Genomic DNA, 24,180 nt, shown 5'->3' on the forward strand with positions numbered 1-24,180 from the left:
TCCGGCGGCAACGGGCTGTGGCGCAGCTTGGTAGCGCACTTGACTGGGGGTCAAGTGGTCGCAGGTTCAAATCCTGTCAGCCCGACGCAGGTCAGAGGCACTTTCCGAAGGTTCGGAAGGTGTCTTTTTCCGTCCCGTACGCCAACGCGTACGCCAACCCGACAGACGTTCACCGCTGTACGCCAACCTCCGCCAACCCGAGGCGGCCCGCCAACGCGTCGACCGCGGCCCGCGCCGTGTCATCCGAGGTGTGGCCGTACACATCGCCGGTGATGGCGATGGACGGGTCGCCAAGCAGATCGGACGCCGCCTTGATATGGACGCTCGACTCCAGCCACGCGAAGGCGGCGCGCATGGTGTGGGCATCCACGTCTTCGATACCGGCCTTCCTCGCCGCGGTTTCGACAGTCCTTAGCAGATTGCGCGGGTCGACCATCGTGCCGAACTCGGTGGCGAGCACCATCTTCGTGTCGATCCATTGATCGCCAGCCGCGAGACGCTCCTGGAGCGGCTATTTACGCCGGGGCCTGAGGGCGGTGACCATGCCAGCATGGAGCGGCACTCATTCTCCGGTCCAGGTTCGGACTCGCAGTTCCTGCCTACCCTATTGTCCAGCAAGCCCGATCTCATCCCAGATCGCCCGCTCGCGCCGTCGCGTCGTCTCCGGGAAGCCGCTCGGCGTGCTGTCGCTGCCGGTGAACAAAACTCGAAGGGTGTTGCCCTTACTGGATGATCCCGGCATACATGTCCCTTGGCGGTTGAGCCAGCAGTACTTTCACTGCCTTGGTATCGGCGTCGGCCAGTACTTCATCTAACCCAGACTCCAGGCCGTCGAGTGCCTGGCGGATCACCTCGGCAGGGTTGTTCTTGGGCATGTCAACGCCTGCCAGCATGTCGGTGTCAGTGGCCGACAGGTGCAGCCCAACGACCTGAGTGCCTTGGGCCGCCAACTCAAGTCGAGTGCTGTTGGTCAGCTGCCACTCGGCGGCTTTGGCCGCGGCATAGGCACCGTTGCCGGGGAACACTTGGAAGGATCCGACCGACATCACGTTGAGGATGGCGCCACCGCCATTGCCTGCCAGAATCGGCGCAAAGGCGCGTGTCATCGACAGTGTGCCCCAAAAGTGGGTGGCCATTTCGAGACGAATGGCATCAATTTCACCCGTCACGAGGTTCTGCATCGTCATAACGCCAGCATTGTTGATCACCACGTCGACATCGGTGGCAGCGCTGGCGACTGCTGCCACCATCGCCTCATCTGTGATGTCAAGGCGGATCGGCACGATGCGCGTGTCACCGCCGGGAACAGCTTCCGCCCGCCGCGCTGCGGCATAAACCTTGGCGGCACCCCGCTCGATCAGCTGTCGGACGAACTCCGCACCTAAACCTCGGTTGGCGCCGGTAACCAGGACTGTTGCATTCCGTATCTCCACACTTCGACCCTAAGATGTGACATCAGTGTCAGGTCCAAGGACGTGCACTGTGAGATAGGTCGCGAAATTCCTCCGAAGGGCGCCAATGAAGATCGGTGAACTCCAGAATGACGGGTGCCAGCGTGCGTTCACTGCGCTACTACGAACAGCGGCGGCTGTTGTTGTCGCGCCGGACCGGCGGCGGGCAGCGCATCTATGAGCAGGATGCGATCGAGCGTGTCTTGCTCATACGGGAATTGTTCGCCGCCGGCCTGAGTAGCGACGGCGTGGTGAAGCTGCTGCCCTGCATCGACTCGGGAACGGCGACACCGGCAATGGTGCAGCACCTGGTCTGCGAACGGGCCCGGATCGACGCCGAAGTGAGCAGGCTGACCGCCACGCGTGACCGCCTTGACCACATCATCACCGAGACGCGGCGCAACCTCCTGTCCCGACCCGCGGTCGCGCATCCATGAATTGACCACCACTTGTCCTCCAGTGGCGCGGCGGGTCCTCCTCCGCTCGGTCTCGCGGCAACACCAGACCAGCGGCCAGGTGCGGTATCGCGGCTGGTATCACTCGGATGGTTCGTCCTCACCGGATCACTTACCACAGGCGGCAAATTTGCTGGGGTGTGCTCGGCGTCACGACTGGCATAGTTCAAATGCGACACCCACAGTTGGGTTCTTACATTCTTGGCGGGCAGGGTGTCTCTCTACCAGAGAAAAGAGACAGCCCTATGCAGCTAACCACCTACCGCAGACCCTTCCCGGGCCGAACCCGTTAACGGTCTCTGGGACCCCCGCCGTCCGACCTGTCTTGAAGTTGCACATCACACGACACGCCCAGCAGCGACACGACACGCCCAGCAGCGCGGTGGGGCGCGTAGTCCAGTGCCTTCGCGACCTCGGTGACGATGTGGATGGCATGGCGGCAGCGTCATCGTCCTGGCGCGCAAGGTCTCCTCGGCGTCGGTGCCACTGACGTACCGTAGAGCGAGGGTCCGCGTACTCGCGGCGTTGTAGCGCCGCTGACCTCTCGTGTGTCGAATGTTTCCCCGTTCCGCAACGTTTCCATCTGGGGGCTTTCGAGGCGGGAAAGTGACGATGGGCGAGCACACGGACTTGTACGACGTGATTTTCGTGGGCGGTGGTCACAACGCGTTGGTGGCGGCCGCCTACCTCACCGGGGCCGGTCGCAGCGTGCTGGTTCTGGACAACAACGACCGTCCTGGCGGATTCGTGCGGACAGACGAGATCATCCCCGGATTTCGCGGGGACACCTTTTCGGCTGCGCACACGCTGCTCTTTGCCGGCCCCGTCTACCGAGACCTGGGTGCAAAGCTCGAGTCCGTCGGGCTCCGCTACGTCGACCCCGTCCACCCGTCCGGCGTGTCGATGGAGGATGGGACCACGGCCGTGATGCCGAGGACCATGGAGGAGTTCGTCGCGGAGGCGGACCGACTGGTTCCTGGTGACGGGGCGACGTTTCGCGAACTCATCGAGGAGCTCGCCCCCTCGGTGGGTGACGTCTTCGCGCTCTTCTCCGAAGACCTCACCTCGGCGGAGGCCAAGCAGATCAGGGACAGGCTCCTGACCGGTTCCGGCGGAGTGGGATTCTCCTCCTTCGCCGCCTCCCTGGTGGAATCCGCACGGGACGTGGTCGACCGATTCGCCTCGGCGACCCTGCGCAGCATGCTCGGTTCGTGGGCCACCCACTTCGGCAAGGGGCCCGACGACGCCGGCGGCGGCATATGGGTCAAGTTGTTCGTGCTGGCAAGCATGCAGGGTGGTCAGCCCGTGCCCGAGGGAGGGAGCGGCCGATTGGCCGAGGCCCTAGCGCGTCTGGTTGCCGACCAAGGCGGCACGGTACGCACCGGTGAGCACGTCACGCAGATCGTCGTCGAGGCTGGTCGCGCAGTCGGCGTGCGTACCGAGCACGGCGAGTTCGTCCGCGCCGTCGACGCCGTCATCGCATCAGTCACGCCGGACCAGCTGTACCTACGGCTGCTCTCGAATGCCGACGTTCCGACGGACTTGATCCGACAGGCGTCCCGTTACCGCTATGGGCGCGGCCAGCTGCAGCTGAACCTGGCTCTGTCCCGCCCGCCGCGTTGGCCCGACGAGCGCTTCGACCGAGTGGGACAGCCCTTCTTGACCGACTCCCTGGACGGGCTGGCACTTCACGTCGCTCACACCAAGGCCTCGTTGCTCCCGAGTAAGCCCACGTTCTCGGTCCAGGTGCCGACCGCCGTCGATCCGACGCGCGCACCGGCGGGCCGGGCGGTGATGCGCGTGCAAGTCACCGACGTGCCGACTCGACCCCGCGGTGACGCAGCCGGAATCATCGAGGTGGGCGACGTTGGCTGGACCCAGGATCTCACCAGCCGCTTCGTCGAGCGGGTGCTCAACACCTTGGAGCGTCACGCGCCCGGGATCACCGGCAGCATCCTTGGGCACACCGTCGTCACGCCCTCCGACCTCGCCTCCTTCAACCTGAACGCCGGCCCCGGAGATGCATATGCCGGGGCTCAGGATCTTGCGCAGAGCTACCTGTTTCGTCCGTTGGCCGGCCAACCGAGCCATCGCACCGCGGTGCCGAACGTGTACATGATCGGGGCCGGCACGTGGCCCGGTGGTGGCGTGAGCGGTTCGTCGGGTTACATCGTCGCCCGCCAACTACTGGCGGACGGAGTGACGTCCTAGCGGTGTCGCTCACTGCAGAGTCGCCCCGATCGCGGCCACCAACCCGGCGTGCGCGTCGCGGTGACCAGTTTGGCCCCGGACACGCGGTCAATGACCGCCAAAACGTCAACCAGCCCGCCCCGTCCTCGCCGCGATATCGGTGACACCTTTGCCCCCTGCGGGCCCGGCGTCTTTGAAGCCATCAGCAACAGCCTGTAAACCCACCCCAGCACCAACACCCACCCGCGCCGAGATGCGAAAGGAACTGCCACTGCAGGCGTTGTGAAAATGGTGCCTCGCCTACGTAGGACGGGGGCCGTCCACTCTTACACCGCTCCGGAAGCGGTGGAGACGTCGGTTGACGACGGGTAACGCGTTTGTGGTTCGGGCGTGAACGATTCGAGCTGGCGGCACGTCAGGGCATATGTGTTGCTCATTGTTGGCTTGGTACTTGATGATTGGGGAGTTTCATGTTGACGCGACGTGCGCCGAGCACAAGTGCCACGAGCCATCTGTCCTCGCTCCGCCTCGATCGCCCAGGGCGGCCGGGTATGCGAAGACGAATAGCGACGGCACGTCACTAGTTCAGTGCCCGAGCGCGGTTCGCCGACACGAGTTGCGCGGGTCCACCGCCGCCGAATTCGGCGTGACGGAGTCATCGAAGCCACCAGCCGGAGATGTTCAGCGCGAGCGGGACCGCGCCCTCCCACGTTGCCCGCTGTCGTCGTGGTAGGAGAGTCGAATGATTAGTCAATGGCTGGTGAGCAACCTTCCGTCGTGGTTGCTGTTGCTGGGAATCATCGTCGTGGTCGCAGGCGGAGCCGTGCTCCTTCAAACGTTCGTGCGCCGCAAATTCCCCGGCCTCAAGGGTGAAGAGCACAACGATGTCATCAAGTTCGCATTCGGGGTTGTCGGCTTCGTGTTCGCATTCTTCCTCGGCTTCGTCGTGTCCGCGATGTGGGGACAAATCGGCGATGCGGACGGACGAGCGCGTACCGAAGGGGCAGCCGGTGTACAGCTGGTCAGGACCGCTTCCGTGTTCGACCAGCCTGACGGCGACCGTATTCGAAAGGAGCTGCTCGAATACCAGCAGGCAGCGCTAGTCGAGTGGCGCGAGGTTGCCCAAGGCCGTTCTCATCCGGACGCTGATCGCGCCTTGACGCAACTCTATGCCGCGTACGAAGAGATTCAAGCGCGCACCGACGCGCAAAAGACCCTACTCTCAACATCTTTCAACAATCTCGACAGTCTCAGCCAGGCCCGTACGCAACGATTACTGCAAGCGCACACCGATGATGGCCCGCCCTGGTCACTGTGGGCGGTCATCTGGCTGACCAGCGGCCTTCTTCTGGCCTGCGCCATCATCTACGACGTTAAGAAACCCGCCACCCACTACACGATGGTGGCGATTCTGGGCGTCTTGGTGGCTGTGAACCTGTTCCTCGTCGCCGAACTGTCACACCCATTCATTGGTGAGATCGGGACGTCCTCGGACCCACTGCAGCAGGTCATCCAGCAGCTGTCGTAAGGATGCCGCCCGGTGGACGTATGACTGAATGCAGCCGAGGCGTGTTCCGCGCGGCGTGCAACGCGGGCAACCGTAGTCCTGTCTCACAAACGATGGTGACGTGTTGGCGTGAAGGGACTGGACCATGGCGAGTCACCCACCCCCAGAATTTTTCGCGCGCCACTGCAGGCCGATGAATGGATGCAGGCCGGGCGCGGTAGCCGCATTCGTCTACCATGCCGCAGCAAGCAGGCCGCGCCGCGCCGTTACGTCGCGGCGGCGGCTTGCCAATCCCGCGCCGCCACCAGCTCGGGGATGAGCGTCTCGGTGAGCAGCCGGACATCGTCGACATCGTCGCCGGGATAGCGCACCGTGGCGGTGGCGGTGGGAACCGTTCCGCCGACGCCGATCACGCGGGTACCGCGCGGGCCCGTCCACTCGGCCATCTGGGCCTCCCATTTCGATCCCGCGAACACCAGCATGCGCAGATCGGAGTTCTTGGTGCGGTAGACATCGACGTGGCTCCAGTCACCGCTCTCGCACCCGATCGCCGACCGTCGAGGACCTTCGCGGAACATCAACGCCCCCTGCTGCGCCGAGGACAGGCGGTGCGCCGGCGCGCACAAGTGGGCCTCGTCTGGACCTAGCAGATGCTCTGATACCTCAGGGCGCCAGTCGTTCTCGGTCGACAGCAGGTGATCGCTGGCCCGCGCGGCCCCGGCGATCGCGGCCACCAGGTCATCGGTGGGGGTGCCGGTCAGCTGGCATTCGAGCGCCATGAGCATCGCCAGGGTGTGCTGGTAGCTGCGGCAGGCCACCCCGCCGACCTCGGGCTCGGCCAGCAACTCGACGGTCGCATCGCAGCGTTCTGTGATCGCCGATCCGGCGGTGTTGGTCAACGCCACGGTGCTCGCGGCGGGATCGATTCGCTCCAGTGCGTCAAGGGTTTCCACCGAACCGCCCGACGCCGATGTCGCCACCACCAGGGTGCCCGGACCCCAGACCGGCAGCAGTTCCGAGGACGCGATCTCGGAGACGGCGCAGATACCGCGGGCGCGCAGCCGTGCGGCGGCCACACCGCCGGCGTAGGCCGAGGAGCCCATGCCGACGAACACCACACGGGACACCTCGGCGGGCAGCGACCGCGACCATGGATTGTGTTGTGCGAGTGAGTCGGCGAGCTTCGAGAGCACATCCGGCTTGCGGGCGAGGTCGGCGGCGAATCCGTCGGGGTTCATCGGCTCGTTTCCTGGAGGAAGGCGGGTAGCGCCGCGTCGGGGACGTACATCCACCGGGGCAGGTGGCGACCGGCGTAGACGATCTCGCGGAGCACCTGCTGCAGCCGGAAGGCCGTCAGCGCGTGCTCGATGTGCAGACCGGCGTGCCCGGTCTCGGACAGCCCGTGCAGGTACGCGTCGAGCAGGGCACCCCGAGCATCGGCATCGACCGGGGCGAGGCGCTCCGGCGCGAGCTCGCTGCGTTCGGCCGCGACGATCGCGACATGGGACAACGACTGCAGGATGCCGGCCAGATCGACCGCCGCCGGGACCGGCAGCACCCGCTCGGTCGGGGGGAGCACCGGATTGCCGTCGAAGTCGGTGACGAAGAGCAGGTCGTCGGCGCGCAGCACCTGACCGACGTGCAGGTCGCCGTGCGCATTCAGGATCGGGATGTCCACCAGCGTCGACAGCCGGTCCAGGACCGCCGTGATGTGCTCGTCGTGATCGGCCAACAGTTGGGCGTTGCCCGGGGCGGCCAGTTCACGCGCGGCCGCCAGGGTGGCGAACGCTCCATCGCGCCAACGCTTCGCGTCGGCGCGGGTCGAGGTCGTCACGGTGGCCGCCAGCGACGCGTGCAGGTCGGCGACCACCGTTCCCAGCCTGGCGCAGACACCGATGGCCGTGGCGTGATCGCCCGACCGTGCGGCGTCCTTGACGAGTTCCACCGCCCAGGTCCAGCCGTCGACGGCGCCGGGCAGATAGCCGGTGACGGTCGCGACCAAGGTCTCTGCACCGTCGTACGGCCTCCAGGTCACCACCCCCCACGGTGTCGGCATCGCGCTGAACCCCGCCGCGGTGAGGGCGGCCAGCCTGCCGGGCGCCGGATGCGGACCCGGTTCGAGGTGGGTGGCCCACTTCACCACCGCGCGGTCGCCGACGATGATCGATTCGTTGGTCTGATCAACGGTGACGGGGCGTTCAGTTTCCGGTGTGGGCCCGCTGGTCCAGGACACCACCTCGAACCGTCCCCGCACTGAACGACCGGGCGTGCCGGCGAGCAACTGCAGCAGCGCCTCGGCCGTCCCGTCACCGGGGCCGGCTCGTCGCCACCGGTCGCCATCGGCGACGGCGGGTACCGCCGAGAGCCTGCCGTCCCGGTCGACGATGGCCAGTGCGTGCCGACCGCCGAGGCGCAGCAGATCGAGCGGGTCTAGGTCGGTCGAGTCGGACTGCACCGGTTCAGGCGGGCGTGGGGCGAAGTTCGTACCCCACACGTTCGATGACATCGGCCGCCAGGCGCAGCCCGTCGCGCTTGCGGACCTGTTCGCCGATCTGGTAAACCCGCTCGCGCAGTGCACCATCGGCGAGTATGCGCTCCAGCGCGCCGGTCAATTGGTCGTCGGTGAAGTGGTAGGTGTCCAGCCGCACACCGAGGTCCAATTCGTCGATGCGCTGGGCATTCTCGTACTGGTCCCAGAACAGCGGGAGCACGATCAGCGGCTTCCCGAAGTGCAGCGCTTCGGTGGTGGTGTTGTTGCCGCCGTGGGAGATCACCGCGTCGACGAGCGGCATGATCCTGGTCTGGGGAAGCATCTGCGCTCCCACCATGTTGCCGGCGAGGGTGATCTTGTCGGCCTGCGGTCCCATGCTCACGATGAAGCGGTGCCGGGTGGTCGCCAACACATCGATGAGCCGTTGCATCAGCGAAACATCCGCTCCGCCAAGGGAACCCAGCGACAGGTACAGGAGGGCGCTGTCGGTCGGACGGTCGGTCACGGAGGCGGGCACAGCGTAATCCTCGTCGGTCTCCCGGATACTCGAGTCCACCCGCGTCCACGACTCGTCGAGCGGGCGCCGGTCGGTGTAGTCCGCTTCGGCGGGGTAAAGGTAGATGGTGGCGGCGTTGTCGCGAGGCATGAATTCCAGGTCCGGGAGCGGCGCCGCACCCTGCTCGCGCACCCAGGCGTCGAATTCCGCCCACATGGGGCGCAGTGCCCGGTCGAACTCGGCGAGGTAGGGGCCCCAGTCGGACCTGTCATCGCTGGGCAACCCCGAGAACGGCGGCGGCACATCGGGTCCGGGCACCTCCAGCGGGCTACAGGACATGAAACGGACGAACGGTTTACCCGCGGTGGTCAGCGCCGGGAAGAGGACGACATTGTCCTCGACGATGACATCGGGTTGGTGCTTGGCGATGATCTCGCGCAACCGCGGCTCGCAGTACTTGGCGCCGTCGATGAGGGCCTGAAAGGTCGGCTTGATGAAGGTTTCGAGCTGCTCGATGGTGGGTTTGGCGAACTCGGGCGCGGTCTCTGCGATGAAGTCCGTCCAGAACTGGCCCGCGTCGCCTTCGCCGGCGCCCTCGACCGGTTCCGCCAGGTCGACGAGTTCCTCGATGAACCCGAACTTGCCGATCTTGCCGGCCCAGGAGGATTCGGCGGCGAACACGATCTGATGGCCGCGCTCGCGTAGTTTCGCCGCGACGCCGATGCACTGGTTGGTGGGTCCGTAGGCGGACTCCGGCCAGAACATGATGGTAAGAGGCTCGCTCATCGTGGTGTCCTTTCGCCCGGCTCGCGGCGGGGGAGGGGGTGGCCGGTTGCCACCCGTGCGTAGTCGAGGATCTGCTCGATCGATGCGTTGGCATCGAGGCTGGGATGACGGGCCACCATGCGGTATCCGTAGGCATCCTCGAGTGCCACGATGTTGCGGGCGATGGCCAACGAGGGTGAAGTCAGGGTGAAAACGTTCTGGGCGGCACCGGATTCCAGGATCACCTGGTACATCGCCACCTGCCGATCGAAGAGTGCGGTCAGCAGGACACCGTAGGTGGGATAACGCCCGGCCGCGCCGCCGAGCTCGCACAGCAGCTTCACCGCCGGATCGTCGGAGTCGACGGGCAGGCCCGATTCGATGGTGACCACCAAACGGCGATCCGGTTCGGCGATGCCTTCGATCGCGCGCAGTCGCTCGTCGTAGAACCGCTCCATACCGGCGCGGTTGGCCTCCACGAGCAGCGTCTGCACGTCGGGGAAGTGATAGAGGACCGCGCCGGAGGTCAGACCGGCTTCGGCCGCGACCTGGTTGAGTTGCACGTCGGCGCCATGTTTCATCACGGCGCGCTGCGCGGCGTGAAGTAGGTTGGCGCGTCGCTCCGTGCGGCTCACCGGCACCGTGCACCTCCGTATGTCGGGTGTCACTGTGCCAGGAAAGTAGCGATTCGGGAAGACTGACTTTGAACTGAAAGTCAGGTTTTACATACGTAACGCGGTTGACATGCACATTGTCGCCTTGTGTTCTCTGAAGGGCAGTGCAACTATCGTCCGAATGACGGACGACTTGCGCGACGCCGAACCGCGTCCGGTGTGGTGGGACGGAGTCCGAACCGGTCCGCGGACCGAGCCGCTCCGCGGCCGGGTGCCCGCCGATCTGGCCATCGTCGGCGCCGGTTACACCGGTCTGTGGGCGGCCATCGAAGCGCTGACCGAGGATCCGTCGCGTCGGGTCGTCGTGCTCGAACAGGACTGGGTGGGTTCGGGTGCGTCCGGGCGCAACGGCGGGTTCGTCGCCGAATCACTCACCCACGGTCTGGCCCACGGCGAGGCACTGTGGCCGGATGAACTCGGCGAACTGCAGCGCCTCGGCCGGCAGAACGTCGAGGAGATCGCCGCGTTCCTGGACGATCACGGCATCGACGCGGATCTGCGGCTGGTCGGTAAGACCACCCTGGCCAGAACGGCGCACGAGTACGAAGCGCTGCGCAAATCGGTGCCAACCTACGCCCGCCACGGCGAAGAGGTCCGCTTCCTCGACCGTGACGAGGTCCGCGCCGACATCCACTCGCAGGCATTCCTCGGTGGGCTCCGGTCGCTGCGCGGTGGCCTGACCGATCCGATGGCGTTGACGCTCGGCCTGCGCCGGGTGGCAGAAGGCTTGGGCGCCAAGATCTTCGAGCGCTCCGCGGCGACCGGTATCACCCGTGATGGCGCCACTTTGACCGTCCGCAGTGCGCACGGCGCCGTCGACACCGCTCAGGTGTTGCTGGCATCCAACGCCTACCGGCCGCTGCTGCGACGGCTGCGCGCATGGATTCTGCCGGTCTATGACTATGTATTGGCCACAGCTCCGTTGACTGCCGCGCAGCTGGACTCGATCGGCTGGTCGCAGAACCAGGGACTCACCGACGCGGGCAATCAGTTCCACTACTTCCGCAGAACCCGTGACGATCGGATTGTCTGGGGCGGATACGACGCCATCTACCACTACGGCAATGCCGTCAGCCCGGATCTGGAGCTGCGCGATCGGTCGCACCGTCTGTTGGCGCGCCACTTCCGGGAGACGTTCCCGCAGCTGGCCGACGTTCCGTTCACCCACCGCTGGGGCGGTGTGATCGACACGACCAGCCGGTTCACCCCGATCTTCGGCACCGCCATGCAGGGCCGGTTGGCCTATGCGGTCGGATTCACCGGCCTGGGTGTGGCGTCGACGAGATTCGGTGCCCGCGTGGCCCTGGACCTGCTGGCCGGCCGCGAGACCGAACGAACCCGGCTCAAGGCGATCACCGGCACCGCGGTGCCCTTCCCGCCCGAACCGCTGCGCTGGCCCGCCGTCGAGTTGACCCGTGCCGCCCTGGCTCGCGAGGACGAAACAGGCCGCAGGGGTTTGCTTTTGCGCACATTCGACCGCTTCGGTGTGGGCTTCAACAGTTGAGGAGTGAGAACATGACCGCAGGGCGATTCCATCGGGGGCGGCGTCTCCCGGGATCGGGAGGCGAGCGGGTGCTGGTGAACCCGGCGAACGGCACACCCACCGCGACCGTTTCGGAGGCCTCGGTCGCCGAGGCCGCCCACGCCGTCGGAGCCGCCGCCGAGGCGTTTCCGGAATGGTCCGGGCGCACCGCCGGCGAACGCGCGCGGGCGCTGCTGCGGTGGGCCGACCTCATCGACACCCACGCTGCCGAACTCACCGCGCTCGAAGTTGCCGAAACCGGCAAGCCGGAAGCGGTTTTCCGCGACGGCGAGCTTCCGTTCGGCACCGACAACCTGCGATTCTTCGCCGGTGCCGGACGCTCGCTGGAGGAGACCGGCGCCGGCCTGCTCAGCACGGGCTACACCTCGATGATCGTCCGGCGCCCGGTGGGACCGGTCGTCGGTATCGCTCCGTGGAATTTTCCGCTGATCATGGGCCTGTGGAAGATCGGTCCCGCGCTGGCCGCCGGGAACACCATCGTCATCAAGCCGGCCCCGACGACACCGTCGAGCACGCTGCGCATCGCCGAACTCGCCACCGAAGCCGGTATCCCGCCTGGGGTTCTCGAGGTGGTGACCGGTGATCACACGGTCGGGGAGGCGCTGGTGGCCGACGAACGGGTGCAGTTGATCTCGATCACCGGGTCCACCCGCGCCGGCCGGCAGGTGATGTCGACCGCCGCGGTTCGCGGCGCGCGGGTCCACCTCGAGCTCGGCGGCAAGGCACCGTGTCTGGTGTTCGAGGACGCGCACCTCGACGACGCCGCGCACGGTATCGCGATGGGCGCGACGTACAACTCCGGACAGGACTGCACCGCGGCCACCCGGGTCTATGCCCACGAGTCCGTGTTCGGCGATCTCGTCGATCGGCTCGCGGCGGTCTTCGACAAGATCCGGGTCGGCGACCCGCGTGACACCGCGACCGATATCGGTCCGCTGATCAGCGCCGAGCACCGGGACCGGGTGCACGGCTTGGTCGAGCGTGCCGTCGCGGCGGGAGCGACGGTGCGTACCGGCGGTGTCATTCCGGACGGCGACGGGGCCTACTACCCGCCGACGCTGATCACCGGCGCCGACCAGTCCGCCGAGATCGTCCAGAACGAGGTGTTCGGTCCGGTTCTGGTCGCCCTGCCGTTCCGCGATGAGGCCGACGCCATCCGGCTCGCCAACGACTGCCGGTACGGCCTGGCGTCATCGGTGTGGACGGTGGACGTGGCACGCGCGCTGCGCACCGCTCACGCGATCGAGGCAGGCGTCACCTGGGTGAACGACCACCTGCCGATCGCGTCGGAGGCGCCGCACGGCGGCGTGAAGGCCAGCGGTTTCGGCAAGGACATGAGCCAGGCGGCCGTGGCGGAATACACCGTCGCCCGCCACATCATGGTCAAACACGCTTCCCGTGCCGCGCACGATTCCTTTCGGCCGGCGTGAAAGTCGCAGTGCAGCAGAGTGATCGAACCAGAAGGGTCGTGATTCCGGCGCGCTGACCGACGCCGAGGACAACCTCCGAGTGGTGACCGACAAGTTCACTCGGAGGTTCCCGCATGCCCAGGATCGGCGAAAAACGAATCGGCACAAAACTTTTCGGTTCGTGCTGCACATCTACGCGTGACGGTTTACCGTGTGACCGGCGCTACGTGACGACGAGAGTCGCGGCGGCGCCACGCAATCCACACAGCTAGCCGTGGGCACACGCGCGTCGAGATCTCGGCATCGAGCACTGGAGGTTTGACATGGTGACCAACGAGGACGCCGCCGCGCTGCATTCGGTGGACGAGGTGTTGCCTCGAAAGATGCGCTGGTTCGACGGTTTCGCGATGGCGATGACGATGCCGGCCGCGCTGGTCGCCACGCTGGGCGCCTCGATCGCCGGGCTGGGCGGATGGGGCGCGGCGGTTCTCTGGGCGATCTCGATGGCCATCTCGCTGGCAGTGAACTGGATCTACATCGAGCTGGCCGCGATGTTCCCCAACGCCTCCGGCGGCATCTCCGGGTACGCGGCCGAGGCGTGGAAGAAGCGGGTGCCGTGGTTTGCGCCCCTGGCCGGCGTCGGGTACTGGTTGCCATGGGGATCCAACCTGGCCACCTACGGTTCCTTGACCGGCCTGCTCGTGCAGTCGCAGTGGTTCCCCGACGAACAGTGGTCGGTGGACTTCGGTCCACTGCATCTGAGCTTCCCGATACTCATCGGCCTGGCGGTGATCTTCCTGCTGTACGGCATCAACATCGTCGGCGTGCGGGTCACCATGGCATTCGTCTATGTGACCGCCGGAATCCTGATGATCCCGCTGGCGGTCTTCATCTTCTTCCCGCTGTTCAACGCCGACTGGGCGCCGATGGACCTGACGTGGAACCTGCACGGACTGGAAGGTCTGCACACCGCGATCGTCTGGCTGTACGTGATGGCGTGGACGACACTGGGCATCGAGGTGTGTGCCACCTTCGCCCCGGAGTACCGCGACCCGGTCCGGGACACCTCGCGAGCCATTCGCGCCTCGGCGCTGTTCTGCCTGGGTGTGTTCTTCCTGGTTCCGCTCACCCTCGGCGGATTCGCCGGCGAGCAGGCGATCAGCGAGGACCCCTCGACGTTCTTCGTGGCCAGTTTCTCGCAGCTGACCGGTGCCGGCGCGGACGTCATGGTGCTGTGCCTCATCGCATCCCTGATGCTGGTGATGCTGACCTCGGTCGCCGATGCCTCCCGGGTGCTGTTCAACATGGGCAAGGAGGGCATCACCGTCCGTTCGATGGGCAAGCTCAACCGCCGCGGTGTGCCCGTTCGTGCGTTGAACGTGATGCTGGTGCTCAACGTGGTTCTGCTGGTGGTGCTTCAGCAGCCGCTGGCCATCATCGTGACCGGCAATCTGGGCTACATCCTCGCCCACGTGCTGGCCGTTGCCGGTTTCGCGCTGCTGCGCAAGGACCGGCCGGACGCTGCGCGTCCGATCCGTCTCCCACAGGTGTTCGTGCCACTGTCGATGGCTTTGGCGGTCCTGCTGGTGGTGTTGTTGGTGGTCGGGGCCACCGGGTTCTCCATCACCGGCTACGGCGGCGTACTGGAACTGTGCATAGCCCTGTCGATCCTGGCCGCCGGCGTGGTGCTGTGGTGGTTCGTCCAGCGCCGGGACCGGGCGGACGCCACCATCGACCGGTGATGCAGGGGTTACTGGCTCCCGGACCCCATCCGGAGACGAGGTGTTCGCACCGAAAGTTGTGAACAACTATCACTGTCTCCTCAACGTTCACTGTGACATCGCCAGTAACAATGACGGTCAACCGAGACCGACCACCACGCCAGCGCACGTCCTCACATGCGTTCGGCGGATGAAAGGATCCCCGTGCACTTGGGCAAGGGATTGGGTGTGGCACTGACCGCAGCCGCTCTGTCGGCGACGTCGATCGCGGTGGCTACACCGAACGCGCAGGCCAGCACGGTGAATTGGGATGCGATCGCTCAGTGCGAATCCAGCGGCAACTGGGCGATCAACACCGGCAATGGGTTCTACGGTGGCCTGCAGTTCCTGCCGGCCACATGGCGGGAGCACGGCGGAGTCGGCTCCCCACACCTTGCGCCGCGCCAATACCAGATAGCCGTCGCCGAGCGCGTTCTGCGCACGCAGGGGATCGGCGCCTGGCCCGTCTGTGGCGCGTATGCCCTCTCCCCGAGGTCTTCGGCTCCTCCCGGTACGGGCAGCGCCTGCCGGGTCATGGCCGGGATCGTGCTCGGCGGCCTCAACCTCAACCGAATGTGCGCCGCCCTGACGAACCAGGCTCGCGCTGTCGCTTCGATGCTGGCCGGCTGATGCAGGGCCGCACCGTCACGGCATGACCGCGGAGCGCCAGGCCAGCGGATTGAGCTCCCGGTACGGGTCGGCGCTCCGGATACGTTGAAGGTCGGCCAGTTCCGTTTCCAACTGCGCCTGCACCTCGGCTTTGACCTTCGCTGTCCACGCCTCCCGCTCGATGCCGTCAGGCAGTGCTGAGCTGATGGGCGGCCCGAAACGCAGGTACATCCGTTGCGGGCGGGGGATGAGGGTGGGCCCGACACCGCGCAGCAAGGGCATGGCCATGTCCGGCGGTCCCCCGATGCGCTTACCAAGCCAGCCGCTGAACCGGCCGAATACGCCGTCGCGGGTGACCAGGCTGGTGTAGACGTCGTCTGCGCCGACCAGCGCCGCAGTGACGATCGGATAGTCGTGATCGGTGGCCAGGCGGGCGAAGCCGTAGCGGTTTTCCCACCTCAACCGGTATTCCTCGCCCTTGAACTTCGCGATCTCGCGACCACCGCCGGGAAAGACCAGGATGGTCTGGTCGTGACGCATGAGCGCGCCCGCCGTCTCGGGAGTGCCCACCACCGCGCCGTACGCCGCGATCAGATCGGCCTGCAGCCCCCTGGCATTTCCGAACTGCCGGTCCGCCAGGGGCCTGACCTGTTTGCCGATGGTATGGCGCACGAAATACGGGATCATCACGATCTCGGCGAACGACATCTGGGTGTGATTGCCGACGATCAGGAAGCGGCCGTCGGCCGGCAGGTTGTCCAGCCCGTCGACGTACGGGCGGTACAGCTTCATCAGCGGCTCGAGATTGTCCGCGACGACCGTCAGCAGTGTGCGCCACATGCGTTCACCCGGGGGAACGACGATGACGTCACTGCCCTCAGGAGGTACATCGGTGTTCGCAGTCATTGCGCCGCCCTCTCCCAGTGGGCCTGCCGTCACCTGGATTCTACGAGCCAGACCCGAATGCGGGGGAAGCCGGTGTACCGGCTTCCCCCGCATTCGAATGACTTCAGTGGCCGGGGATGTGCAGCCGCTTCAGCGATCCCAGGACCAGCCGGTCGGCTGCCAACTCGTAGGCCTGGCCCTCCGACAGCGAGTCGACCGAGCGCAGCATCGCCCTGATCTCGTTGTGCACACGGGGCTCACCGGCCAGCAGTGCCTCGACCTTCTCCGCCACCGCGGCATCGAGGGCGTCGACGTCCTCGGTGACCTCGTTGAGCAGGCCGATGCGCACCGCCTCCTCACCGGAGACCGGCGCACCGCTGGCGGTGAGCCAGAAGGCGGCCCGCCGGCCCACCATGTGCGGCAGCCACGCCAGCACGAGCGCCGGCGCCAGGTTGATACGCACCTCGGGGAAGTTGAGCCGGGCCGCGCGGGTCGCCACCGCGACGTCACACAGCGCGGCCAGGCCCACCCCGAATCCCGCGGCGTCCCCGTGCACCCGGGCGACGGTCACCAGCGGTGTGGCCGCCAGCGCCTCGTTGACCGCGATGAGGCGGCGCACCTCGGCCGGAAGGTCGTCAGGCGTCGCGGCGGTCCGTTCGCGGCCCATGCAGAAGCTGTCGCCGGCCGCGGTCAGCACCAGGACGTGCACTCCGTCCGGTGGGGTGGTGAGCACCCCGGCCAGAGCGTCACACATGTCCATCGTCATGAGGTTTCCGCCCGGGCTGTCCAGACGGACGGTCAGCACAGCACCGTCGCGTTCGAACGTCAGTCCCGGCACGGTCCCGATGTCGTCGGTGATCGTCATCAGTTCAGCCTTTCCAGCGCGACGCCGCCGTACCAGTCGACGTCATCGGCCGCGGTGCGGATGGTCACGGCACGGACGTGGGTGAATTCGTCGAACGATTCGGTACCGCCTTCGCGGCCGTGTCCGCTCTCCCGCACCCCGCCCCAGGGGGAGGACGGGTCGAGCCGGTGATGGTCGTTGACCCAGACGATGCCGTGCTCCAACTTCGAGGCGACCCGGTGCGCACGCGCGACGTCGCGTGTCCAGATCGATGATCCGAGACCGTAGGGCGAATCGTTGGCGATGGCGATCGCATCCGCCTCGTCCTTGAAAGGGATCACCACCAGGACGGGCCCGAAGATCTCTTCGCGGGCGACCCGCATCTGGTTGGTGACATTCGACAGCACCGTGGGCGCGACGAAATAGCCGTCCAGTCCCGGAACGTCGACGGCCGTGCCGCCGGTGGCCAGCGTCGCACCCTCGGAGACGCCGATCTCGACGTAGTCGAGGATGCGCTTGCGGGCCCGTTCGGAGATCACCGGGCCGAGTTGGGTGTCGGCGTGGGCCGGGTCGCCGATCCGGATGCGTTCGGCCTGTGCGACCAGCCCTGCCACGAAGTCGTCGTACACCGTCTCCTGCACCAGGATCCGGGTGCCGGCGATACAGGTCTGGCCGGCGCCGACGAACCCGCCGAATGCCGCGCCGCGACTGGAGACCTCGGTGGCGATGTCGTCGAACACCAGGACCGGGGTCTTTCCGCCCAGTTCCACCGTGGACTTCGCGAACCGGGACGCGGTCGCAACCGAGATGATCCGGCCCACCTCCGTCCCGCCGGTGAACACCACCTTGTCCACCAGTCGGTGTTCGGCCAGACCCGCACCGGCGACCGGCCCCAGACCTGGGATCACGTTCAACACCCCGGGTGGGATACCCGCCTCCAGGGCGAGGTCGCCGATCAGCAGAGCGGTCAGCGGCGTCTGCTCAGAAGGCTTGAGCACCACGCTGTTTCCCGTCGCCAGCGCCGGGGCCACACTCTTGGATGCGATCATCAACGGGTGGTTGAACGACGACAGCGTCGCGACCACACCGAGCGGGTAGCGCGAGGTGTAGGAGTGGTACGGGCCCGACATCGGCACCACCGAATCACGACTGGCCAGCAGCAGCGCGGCGTTGTACCGGTACCACTCGGCGAGGCGGGTGATCTGCGCCTTGGTTTCGGTGATCGGCCTGCCGTTGTTGTCGGTCTCCAGGCGGTACAGCTTGTCCATGTCCCGCTCCAGCAGGTCCCCGAAGCGGTTGAGAATGCGGGAGCGCTGGTGGATCGGCATGTGCGACCACACGCCGGAGTCGAACGCCTTGCGTGCCGAGACCACGGCGTCGTTGGTGTCCTCGGCGCTTGCGCTGTGGCAGCGGGCGAAGACCTGTCCGGTGGCGGGGTTGATCACATCCAGGATCTCGCCGCCGCCGGGCCGGTGCTCACCGTCGATGAGCAGGCCGTGCACATTGTCGCCGTTGAGGGAATTGGAGGTGGTTACAGCGGAAGTCGCAACCGATTGAGACATTTTGGGTTCTTTCTCGTTTGGCAGGGATCAGGCGCCGGCAGTAACAGCGGAGCGCTGACGGGCGCTGGCTTCGAGCTCTTCGAAGCGGCGCAGGATCGACGATTCGAGCACGGCCACCTCGGTATTGGAGGCCTTGCGCGGACGAGGAAGATCGACGGTGATGTCCTCGTGGATGGTGCCGCCCGGGGCCAACATGAGGATGCGGTCCGAGAGCTCGGCGGCTTCCTTGACGTCGTGGGTGACGAAGACGACGGTCTTGCGGGTCTGCGCCCAGATCTCCTGGAGGTGTTCCCGCAGGCCGCGCGCGGTGATCGCGTCGAGGTGGCTGAACGGCTCGTCCATCAGCAGTACGTCCGGTTCGATCGACAGCGCCCTGGCGATGCCGACGCGCTGCTGCTGTCCGCCGGACAGCTGCCCGGGCCACTTCTTCTCGGCGTGACCCAGACCGACGCGCTTGAGCGCCTCGTGCACACGCTGCTTGGCGGCGTCGTCGCGCACCGCCTGGACGTACATCAGGTTGTCGAAGATCGACCGCCACGGCAGTAACCGCGGTTCCTGGAAGACGTAGGCGAGCTTGGCCGCCTGGCCGGCTCCGCCGATGGTGACGGTGCCCGAGGTGGCTGATTCGATGCCTGCGATGATGTTGAGCAGCGTGGTCTTACCGCAGCCCGACGGCCCGACCAGGGATACGAAGGACTGGTCGGCGATCTCGAATCCGATGCGGTTGATGACGGTCTGCGGTCCGGTGGGGGTACCGAACACCTTGAGCAGATCTGTCACGGTGACGTTGGCCATGATGAATCTCCTTGGATGAGTAGGGGTCTACGCGGCGGCGGCCGCGGCGGGTTCGCCGGGTTTGGATTCGCCGTCGCGCCAACGGAATGCGCGTTTGGACAGGCGCTCGAGGAGGACGCGGTCGGTGAGCACCATGAAGGCGATGAAGAACGCGATCCACGCGACGAACCCGGGCAACTGGTTGGCGTCGTACCAGTAGCGGGCACGGTGCCCGACGCCGTCCGCCGAGCCGAACCACTCGGAGAGCAGCAGGCCGTTCCAGCCCGACATGACGCCGAACCGGATACCCGCCACCACGTAGCCGGTCACCGAAGGCAACACGGCGTGTCGCAACCGGCGCGCCGGTGGCACGCCGTACGACTGGGACATGTCCAGCAGCGCAGGCGGTATCGACCGCGCCCCGGCCGCGACGTTGACGACGACGAATGGGATCGCGGAGAGGATCACCGTGAGGATCGGCGCGGTGTCGGAGAACCCGAACCACATGGCGCACAACAACGCCCAGATCACGGCGGGGATGGCCAGGCCGACGAGGTTCACGTCGCCGAAGAGATCGTCGAACATCCGGAAGGAGCCGATCGCCAGGCCGATCACGATCCCGAGAATGATCGAGATGACCATGCCGATCACGAATCGCTGCATGCTGATGGCGAAGTTGAAGAAGAACTCGCCGCGTTCGATCTCCTTCATCGCGGCCTGAACCACCGGAACAGGTCCGGGGATCCGGTCGCCGAACGTGCCGGCGAGTTGCCACAACAGCAGGAACAGCAGCCCTGCCGCCGTGGTGGCGCCCACCGGTCCGGTCAGCCAACCGGGTGCGGCCCTGCGGCCTGCCGTGGCCGTGTTGCCACGGTCGATCACGGGTGCGCTCATGTCAGCGGCCCCCTCTCCATGCGAAGAACCGTTGTTCCAGGTGGGCCAGGATCACGCGCTCGATCAACAGGATGAAGAGCACGAAGAACCCGGTCCAGGCCAGCACGCCGGCGACGGAAAACTCTTGGAATGACTGGCGGATCATGAACCCGATGCCGCTGCGGCCACCGAAGACTTCGGTGAGCGCCTCCACCTTCCACGCCATCGCGAACCCGTACCGCAGTGCGGCGAACAGGAAGGGCATCACAGAGGGCAGGTACACCGACTTGATGACGTCCCCGCGCCCGCGGCCGTAGACCGTGCTCATGTCGATCAGTCGGCGGTCGACCTCTTCGACACCCTGGGCGACGTTGAGGGCGACGTAGGGCAGTGCGACGAACGACACGACCACGATGGGCCCGATGGCTCCGATGCCGAACAGGATCAGCGCGAACACCGCGAAGGCGAGCCCGGGTACGTTGCCCAACACCAGAAGTGGCTGTTGCCAGAAGTACTTCTGGTATCGGATGCGGCCCATCAGCAGGCCCAGAGGGACGCCGAAGAGAGTGCCGATGGCGAAGCCGAGCGCGATCTTGACAATGCTGGAACCGAATTGAACGAACGCGGTCCCGTCGGCGGCGAGATGCCACATCTCGGCGCCGACCGTCCACGGCGCCGGCAGCACGTACTCGGTGAACACCACGAGCGAACAGAATGCCCAGATCGCCAGGAGGAGGGCGTAACCGACGAAGTGAAGTCCCAGCCGCCGTGCCGACGCGGCCACTGCGCTGGCGGGCGCAGCCCCCGTTTCCGGGGGTGCGCCGTCCACGTCAGCGGTTCGATTGGTGGTGACCGTCACGACTGTCCGCTCTTTTCAGACGGGCGGAACTTCGGCATGGCCTGGTCCTGCGCCATGAAGCCGGTCTCCTTGAGGAAGGGGAAGACCTTCCCCTCGTTGTCGGCCCAGGCCTGGTCGAACCGCACGTCCCGAACGAACCAGTCGTGGTCGGCGATGTAGTCCTGCACGAACGAGATGTCCTCGGGGGCCTCCACCGCGAAGTGCTGCGGGTAGGTCTCGATGATCTGGGCCTTGTTGGCCTCCCACTCCGACAGACCGCGCTGCCAGACGTCGAGGAAGAACTCGACCTGCTCCGGGTTCTCCTGGGCCCACTCGTTGCCGGCCAGGAAGACGTTGATCATCGGACCCTCGTGGCCCTCGACCACCAGATCGGAATACATGTCCGCGGCGGATCGGCCGTCGTAGAGCACCTTGAGTTCACCGCTGCGCAAGCCCGGCGCGGCGAATTCGGGCAGACACACGCACGCGGCCACCTCACCCTTGGTCACGAGGTCGGCCTGCTGCTGGGGATCAGAGACGATCAGGTTGTAATCGCCACCGCCGGTGCGGAAGTCGGCGCCGTCCATCTTCTTGGCGTAGGCGCCCCACAGCAGTGTCGCCGACACGGCCGTATAGACCGAGACGTCCTCGCTCTTGAGGTCCGCCAGAGTCTGCGCAGGATTGTCGGCCTTGGTGATGATGACGCTGCGGTCGAGGTTGTACTTGCCGATGATGAGCGTGTCGCGGCCGGTCTCCTCTTCGATGACCGGCACCTCGTAGGAGGCCGACGAGACGATGTCGGCGTGCCCGCCGGCGAACACCCCGAATTCGTCCCAGGTCGACGAGGCCTCGATGTTGATGCCGGACTCGGCCTCCATCTCGTCGAGGATTCCCTGATCGGTGATGTAGTCCCACACCGGATCCGGCGCGAAGGTGAACCGGATGGTCCCGCCATCGCCGCCGCCCGCGTTGGAATCGGGCCGGGAGACGCACCCGGACATCGCGAGCGCTGTCGTGGCGGCAAGCGCCACAGCCGTGATTCGGCGTCCCAGTACTTTCACGATTGTGTTCCCTTCACTCGACCGCCCCTGGGCATCGTTGCCGAGGGCGCGGGGTCTTGCTGAGCGCGATCGTGGTAGCTGATGAGGTCGTCACCACCGGTCGCGGACGGATGTTCCAACAGGTAAGACAGGATGTAATCGTGCGAGGTGGCCAGATGCTCCCGAGTGAGCTGGGCCGCCAACGCCGGATCGCCGCTTTCGACCGCACTCAAGATCGCGGCGTGCTCGGCGTGCAGATGCTCGGTCTGGCCGATGACCTCCAGATGCATGTACAGGTACCGGTCGGTGAGCCGGCGTAGCTGCTCGACGAGGTCGATCATGCGGGGACGCCCGGCCCGCTTGTAGATCGCCGCATGGAAGTCCGCGTTGGCCGCCAACCAGATCGGGGCTTCGCTGCTGGACTCCATGACCGTCATCTGCTTGCGCATCATCAGGATGTCGGCCCGACCGACCTTCGGAACCGCGATCTGTGTGGCCAGCGGCTCGACCGCTTCCCGAAGTTCGTAGAGCTCTTGCAGCTCAGGGATCGACATCCCGATGACGACGGCGGTGGCGTTCGAGATGGGGTGCATCAAGCCCTCGCCGGCGAGCACCTGCAAAGCATCGCGAACCGGGATGCGGCTCACGCCGAACCGCTCCGCGAGGCTCAGCTGCGACAGCCGCGAGCCGGGCGCGATCTGCCCGTGCAGGATCTCGGTCCGCAGTTCAGCCGCGATGCGACCGGCAGCACTTGTGTATGCCATCTCAACTCCTTGTCTACCAACTGGAGGAAATGTATACATCAAAATTTGTGTTGTCAATCACCCCGGCGCGGACGTAGCGACAGGGGTCACAGCGGCGCATGGCCGCGAGTTCGTCAGAGGTGTGCCGGCGGATCGTTCGATCCGCCGGCACCATTGCGAAAACGCTGCGCCCCCCGATCGTGGCGGGGAGCGCAGCGTCGTGTCAGCTCATCGCGGGGCGGCTCACGTCAGGTTCAGCCACCGTAATGCGTTGGTGCGCAGAACCTCCTGGTCGAGGCCGAGCGCGGTGGCCGAGCGCACCGGATGCGCGTCGGCCATGTCGAACGGGTAGTCGGAGCCCAGGGTGATCCGTTCGGGGTGAACGGTCTTGCACAGCAGTTCGCCCGCCTCGACCGAATGGGCCAACGAATCGGCGTAGACGTGATTGCGGAACGTCTCACTCGGCGGTCTGGTGCTGTCGGCGGATACATCCCCCCGCATGTGCCAGCCGTGATCCCATCGGCCGAGCAATGCGGGCGCCACCCCGGCGCCGTGCACGAACGCGATGCGCAGAGCCGGTGTGCGGTCGAAGGTTCCACCCAGCAGTATCGAGGCGATCGCGGTCGCCGATTCCACCGGGTTGCCGATCAGGTTCTGTAGATAGTGGTGGTTGAACCCGGGCCGCGGCTGCTGGGTCGGGTGAACCAGCACCGCCAGCCCGGCGTCCGCGCAACTGTCCAGTACGTGGCTCAGTTCGGGGTCGCCCAGTGTCAGCGAGCCGACGACCGGGGGAACCGCGACACCGCGAACACCTTCTGCGACAAGCCGTTTGACTTCCTCGACGGTGGCACTGCGGTCCTGAACGGGCAGCACTCCGATGGGTATCAGTCGGTCCGGGTGCTTCTCACACATGCGCATCAGGCCCTCGTTGACCCGGCGGGCATAGTCGCCGGCGGCGTCGGGTTCCGCCGTGACCGCGAACGCATACGGCGGCGCGGAGACCACCCGCACGGCAATGTCCTCGGCATCCATGTCCGCCAGGATCCGCGGCACACCGGATATCTGATCACGCGTGACGGCGATGGGGAACTCGCCGAGGTACAGTTCCCCGTCGCGTTCGGTCAGAGACCGCACACCGTCGACGGCCGGTATGTCGTAACAGTCTTCCGGCAACAGATGCGCGTGGATGTCGATGTGGCCCGGCGCCAACGCGGCCGTTGAATTCCAGTTGTTCATAGTCTCTTTCGCATGGGTAGGTAACGCGGCTGGGC

The 24,180-nt window shown here is 66.2% G+C and carries 22 protein-coding genes and 1 tRNA gene; 8 read left to right on the forward strand and 15 right to left on the reverse strand.

All coding sequences use genetic code 11. The annotated features are described in order from the left end of the window. Nucleotides 1-11 precede the first annotated feature (11 nt). A tRNA-Pro gene (locus I7X18_RS13100) sits at nt 12-85 on the forward strand. A gap of 84 nt (nt 86-169) precedes the next feature. On the opposite strand, the gene I7X18_RS13105 is transcribed toward I7X18_RS13100, so the two are convergent. Both I7X18_RS13105 and I7X18_RS13110 read right to left on the reverse strand, forming a co-directional pair. Continuing rightward, on the reverse strand, nt 170-463 hold the full coding sequence (locus tag I7X18_RS13105; RefSeq protein WP_193048544.1) for a site-specific integrase: 294 nt from the start codon (nt 461-463) through the stop codon (nt 170-172). Nucleotides 464-722: 259 nt separating this feature from the next. Beyond that, nucleotides 723-1,433 carry an SDR family oxidoreductase gene (locus tag I7X18_RS13110; protein ID WP_193048545.1) on the reverse strand — a complete coding sequence of 237 codons (711 nt, stop codon included), beginning with the start codon at nt 1,431-1,433 and terminating at the stop codon, nt 723-725. A 107-nt stretch (nt 1,434-1,540) separates the two neighbouring features. Here I7X18_RS13110 and I7X18_RS13115 point away from each other — a divergent pair, with 107 nt between their 5' ends. From I7X18_RS13115 to I7X18_RS13125, 3 genes are all read left to right on the forward strand, one after another. After that, nucleotides 1,541-1,888, forward strand: a complete 348-nt coding sequence (locus I7X18_RS13115; RefSeq protein ID WP_232375469.1) for a MerR family transcriptional regulator — start codon at nt 1,541-1,543, stop codon at nt 1,886-1,888. A 630-nt stretch (nt 1,889-2,518) separates the two neighbouring features. After that, nucleotides 2,519-4,117 (forward strand): phytoene desaturase family protein, encoded by a 1,599-nt coding sequence (locus I7X18_RS13120; protein WP_193048546.1) that lies wholly within the window; start codon nt 2,519-2,521, stop codon nt 4,115-4,117. Nucleotides 4,118-4,838: 721 nt separating this feature from the next. Then, nucleotides 4,839-5,624, forward strand: coding sequence for a bestrophin-like domain (locus tag I7X18_RS13125; RefSeq protein WP_193048547.1), 786 nt, complete (start codon nt 4,839-4,841; stop codon nt 5,622-5,624). Nucleotides 5,625-5,869: 245 nt separating this feature from the next. On the opposite strand, the gene I7X18_RS13130 is transcribed toward I7X18_RS13125, so the two are convergent. From I7X18_RS13130 to I7X18_RS13145, 4 genes are read right to left on the reverse strand one after another with little or no spacing between them, the layout of a single operon-like run. Beyond that, nucleotides 5,870-6,841 (reverse strand): SIS domain-containing protein, encoded by a 972-nt coding sequence (locus I7X18_RS13130; RefSeq protein WP_193048548.1) that lies wholly within the window; start codon nt 6,839-6,841, stop codon nt 5,870-5,872. After that, nucleotides 6,838-8,058: a glucosamine kinase gene (locus I7X18_RS13135; RefSeq protein ID WP_193048549.1), complete on the reverse strand. Its 1,221-nt coding sequence runs from the start codon at nt 8,056-8,058 to the stop codon at nt 6,838-6,840. Before I7X18_RS13135 ends, I7X18_RS13130 begins: the two co-directional genes overlap by 4 nt. Nucleotides 8,059-8,062: 4 nt before the next feature. Beyond that, nucleotides 8,063-9,376: a glycosyltransferase gene (locus I7X18_RS13140; protein ID WP_193048550.1), complete on the reverse strand. Its 1,314-nt coding sequence runs from the start codon at nt 9,374-9,376 to the stop codon at nt 8,063-8,065. Continuing rightward, on the reverse strand, nt 9,373-9,990 hold the full coding sequence (locus I7X18_RS13145; protein ID WP_232375470.1) for a TetR/AcrR family transcriptional regulator: 618 nt from the start codon (nt 9,988-9,990) through the stop codon (nt 9,373-9,375). The genes I7X18_RS13140 and I7X18_RS13145 overlap by 4 nt, the downstream gene beginning before the upstream one ends. A gap of 160 nt (nt 9,991-10,150) precedes the next feature. On the opposite strand from I7X18_RS13145, the gene I7X18_RS13150 reads away from it, so the two are divergent. From I7X18_RS13150 to I7X18_RS13165, 4 genes are all read left to right on the forward strand, one after another. Continuing rightward, nucleotides 10,151-11,533 (forward strand): NAD(P)/FAD-dependent oxidoreductase, encoded by a 1,383-nt coding sequence (locus I7X18_RS13150; RefSeq protein WP_193048552.1) that lies wholly within the window; start codon nt 10,151-10,153, stop codon nt 11,531-11,533. A gap of 11 nt (nt 11,534-11,544) precedes the next feature. Continuing rightward, nucleotides 11,545-13,002, forward strand: a complete 1,458-nt coding sequence (locus I7X18_RS13155; protein ID WP_193048553.1) for an aminobutyraldehyde dehydrogenase — start codon at nt 11,545-11,547, stop codon at nt 13,000-13,002. Between the two features lie 302 nt (nt 13,003-13,304). After that, the gene (locus I7X18_RS13160) at nt 13,305-14,723 is read left to right on the forward strand and encodes an APC family permease (protein ID WP_226864471.1); all 1,419 of its coding nucleotides are present in this window, start codon (nt 13,305-13,307) and stop codon (nt 14,721-14,723) included. A 156-nt stretch (nt 14,724-14,879) separates the two neighbouring features. Then, nucleotides 14,880-15,371 carry a transglycosylase family protein gene (locus I7X18_RS13165; protein WP_404822853.1) on the forward strand — a complete coding sequence of 164 codons (492 nt, stop codon included), beginning with the start codon at nt 14,880-14,882 and terminating at the stop codon, nt 15,369-15,371. A gap of 15 nt (nt 15,372-15,386) precedes the next feature. Here the strand turns inward: I7X18_RS13165 and I7X18_RS13170 are convergent, their stop codons facing one another. The 9 genes from I7X18_RS13170 to I7X18_RS13210 form a co-directional block, all read right to left on the reverse strand. Then, entirely contained in the window at nt 15,387-16,256 is an 870-nt protein-coding gene (locus I7X18_RS13170) for a lysophospholipid acyltransferase family protein (RefSeq protein WP_193048555.1), read from the reverse strand. A 103-nt stretch (nt 16,257-16,359) separates the two neighbouring features. Beyond that, entirely contained in the window at nt 16,360-17,100 is a 741-nt protein-coding gene (locus tag I7X18_RS13175) for an enoyl-CoA hydratase/isomerase family protein (RefSeq protein ID WP_193048556.1), read from the reverse strand. Continuing rightward, complete coding sequence (locus tag I7X18_RS13180; RefSeq protein ID WP_226864472.1) at nt 17,100-18,641, reverse strand: aldehyde dehydrogenase; 1,542 nt, start codon at nt 18,639-18,641, stop codon at nt 17,100-17,102. The genes I7X18_RS13175 and I7X18_RS13180 overlap by 1 nt, the downstream gene beginning before the upstream one ends. A gap of 27 nt (nt 18,642-18,668) precedes the next feature. After that, complete coding sequence (locus tag I7X18_RS13185) at nt 18,669-19,436, reverse strand: ABC transporter ATP-binding protein (protein WP_193048557.1); 768 nt, start codon at nt 19,434-19,436, stop codon at nt 18,669-18,671. A 27-nt stretch (nt 19,437-19,463) separates the two neighbouring features. Continuing rightward, nucleotides 19,464-20,309: an ABC transporter permease gene (locus tag I7X18_RS13190; RefSeq protein WP_193048558.1), complete on the reverse strand. Its 846-nt coding sequence runs from the start codon at nt 20,307-20,309 to the stop codon at nt 19,464-19,466. A 1-nt stretch (nt 20,310) separates the two neighbouring features. Beyond that, complete coding sequence (locus tag I7X18_RS13195; protein WP_193048559.1) at nt 20,311-21,147, reverse strand: ABC transporter permease; 837 nt, start codon at nt 21,145-21,147, stop codon at nt 20,311-20,313. Then, the gene (locus I7X18_RS13200; RefSeq protein WP_193048560.1) at nt 21,144-22,187 is read right to left on the reverse strand and encodes an ABC transporter substrate-binding protein; all 1,044 of its coding nucleotides are present in this window, start codon (nt 22,185-22,187) and stop codon (nt 21,144-21,146) included. The genes I7X18_RS13195 and I7X18_RS13200 overlap by 4 nt, the downstream gene beginning before the upstream one ends. After that, nucleotides 22,184-22,930 (reverse strand): GntR family transcriptional regulator, encoded by a 747-nt coding sequence (locus tag I7X18_RS13205; RefSeq protein WP_193048561.1) that lies wholly within the window; start codon nt 22,928-22,930, stop codon nt 22,184-22,186. The genes I7X18_RS13200 and I7X18_RS13205 overlap by 4 nt, the downstream gene beginning before the upstream one ends. A 222-nt stretch (nt 22,931-23,152) precedes the next feature. Beyond that, nucleotides 23,153-24,145, reverse strand: a complete 993-nt coding sequence (locus I7X18_RS13210; protein WP_193048562.1) for an amidohydrolase family protein — start codon at nt 24,143-24,145, stop codon at nt 23,153-23,155. Nucleotides 24,146-24,180 lie beyond the last annotated feature (35 nt).

The sequence above is a fragment of the Mycolicibacterium baixiangningiae genome (genome assembly GCF_016313185.1).
GTDB lineage: Bacteria > Actinomycetota > Actinomycetes > Mycobacteriales > Mycobacteriaceae > Mycobacterium > Mycobacterium baixiangningiae.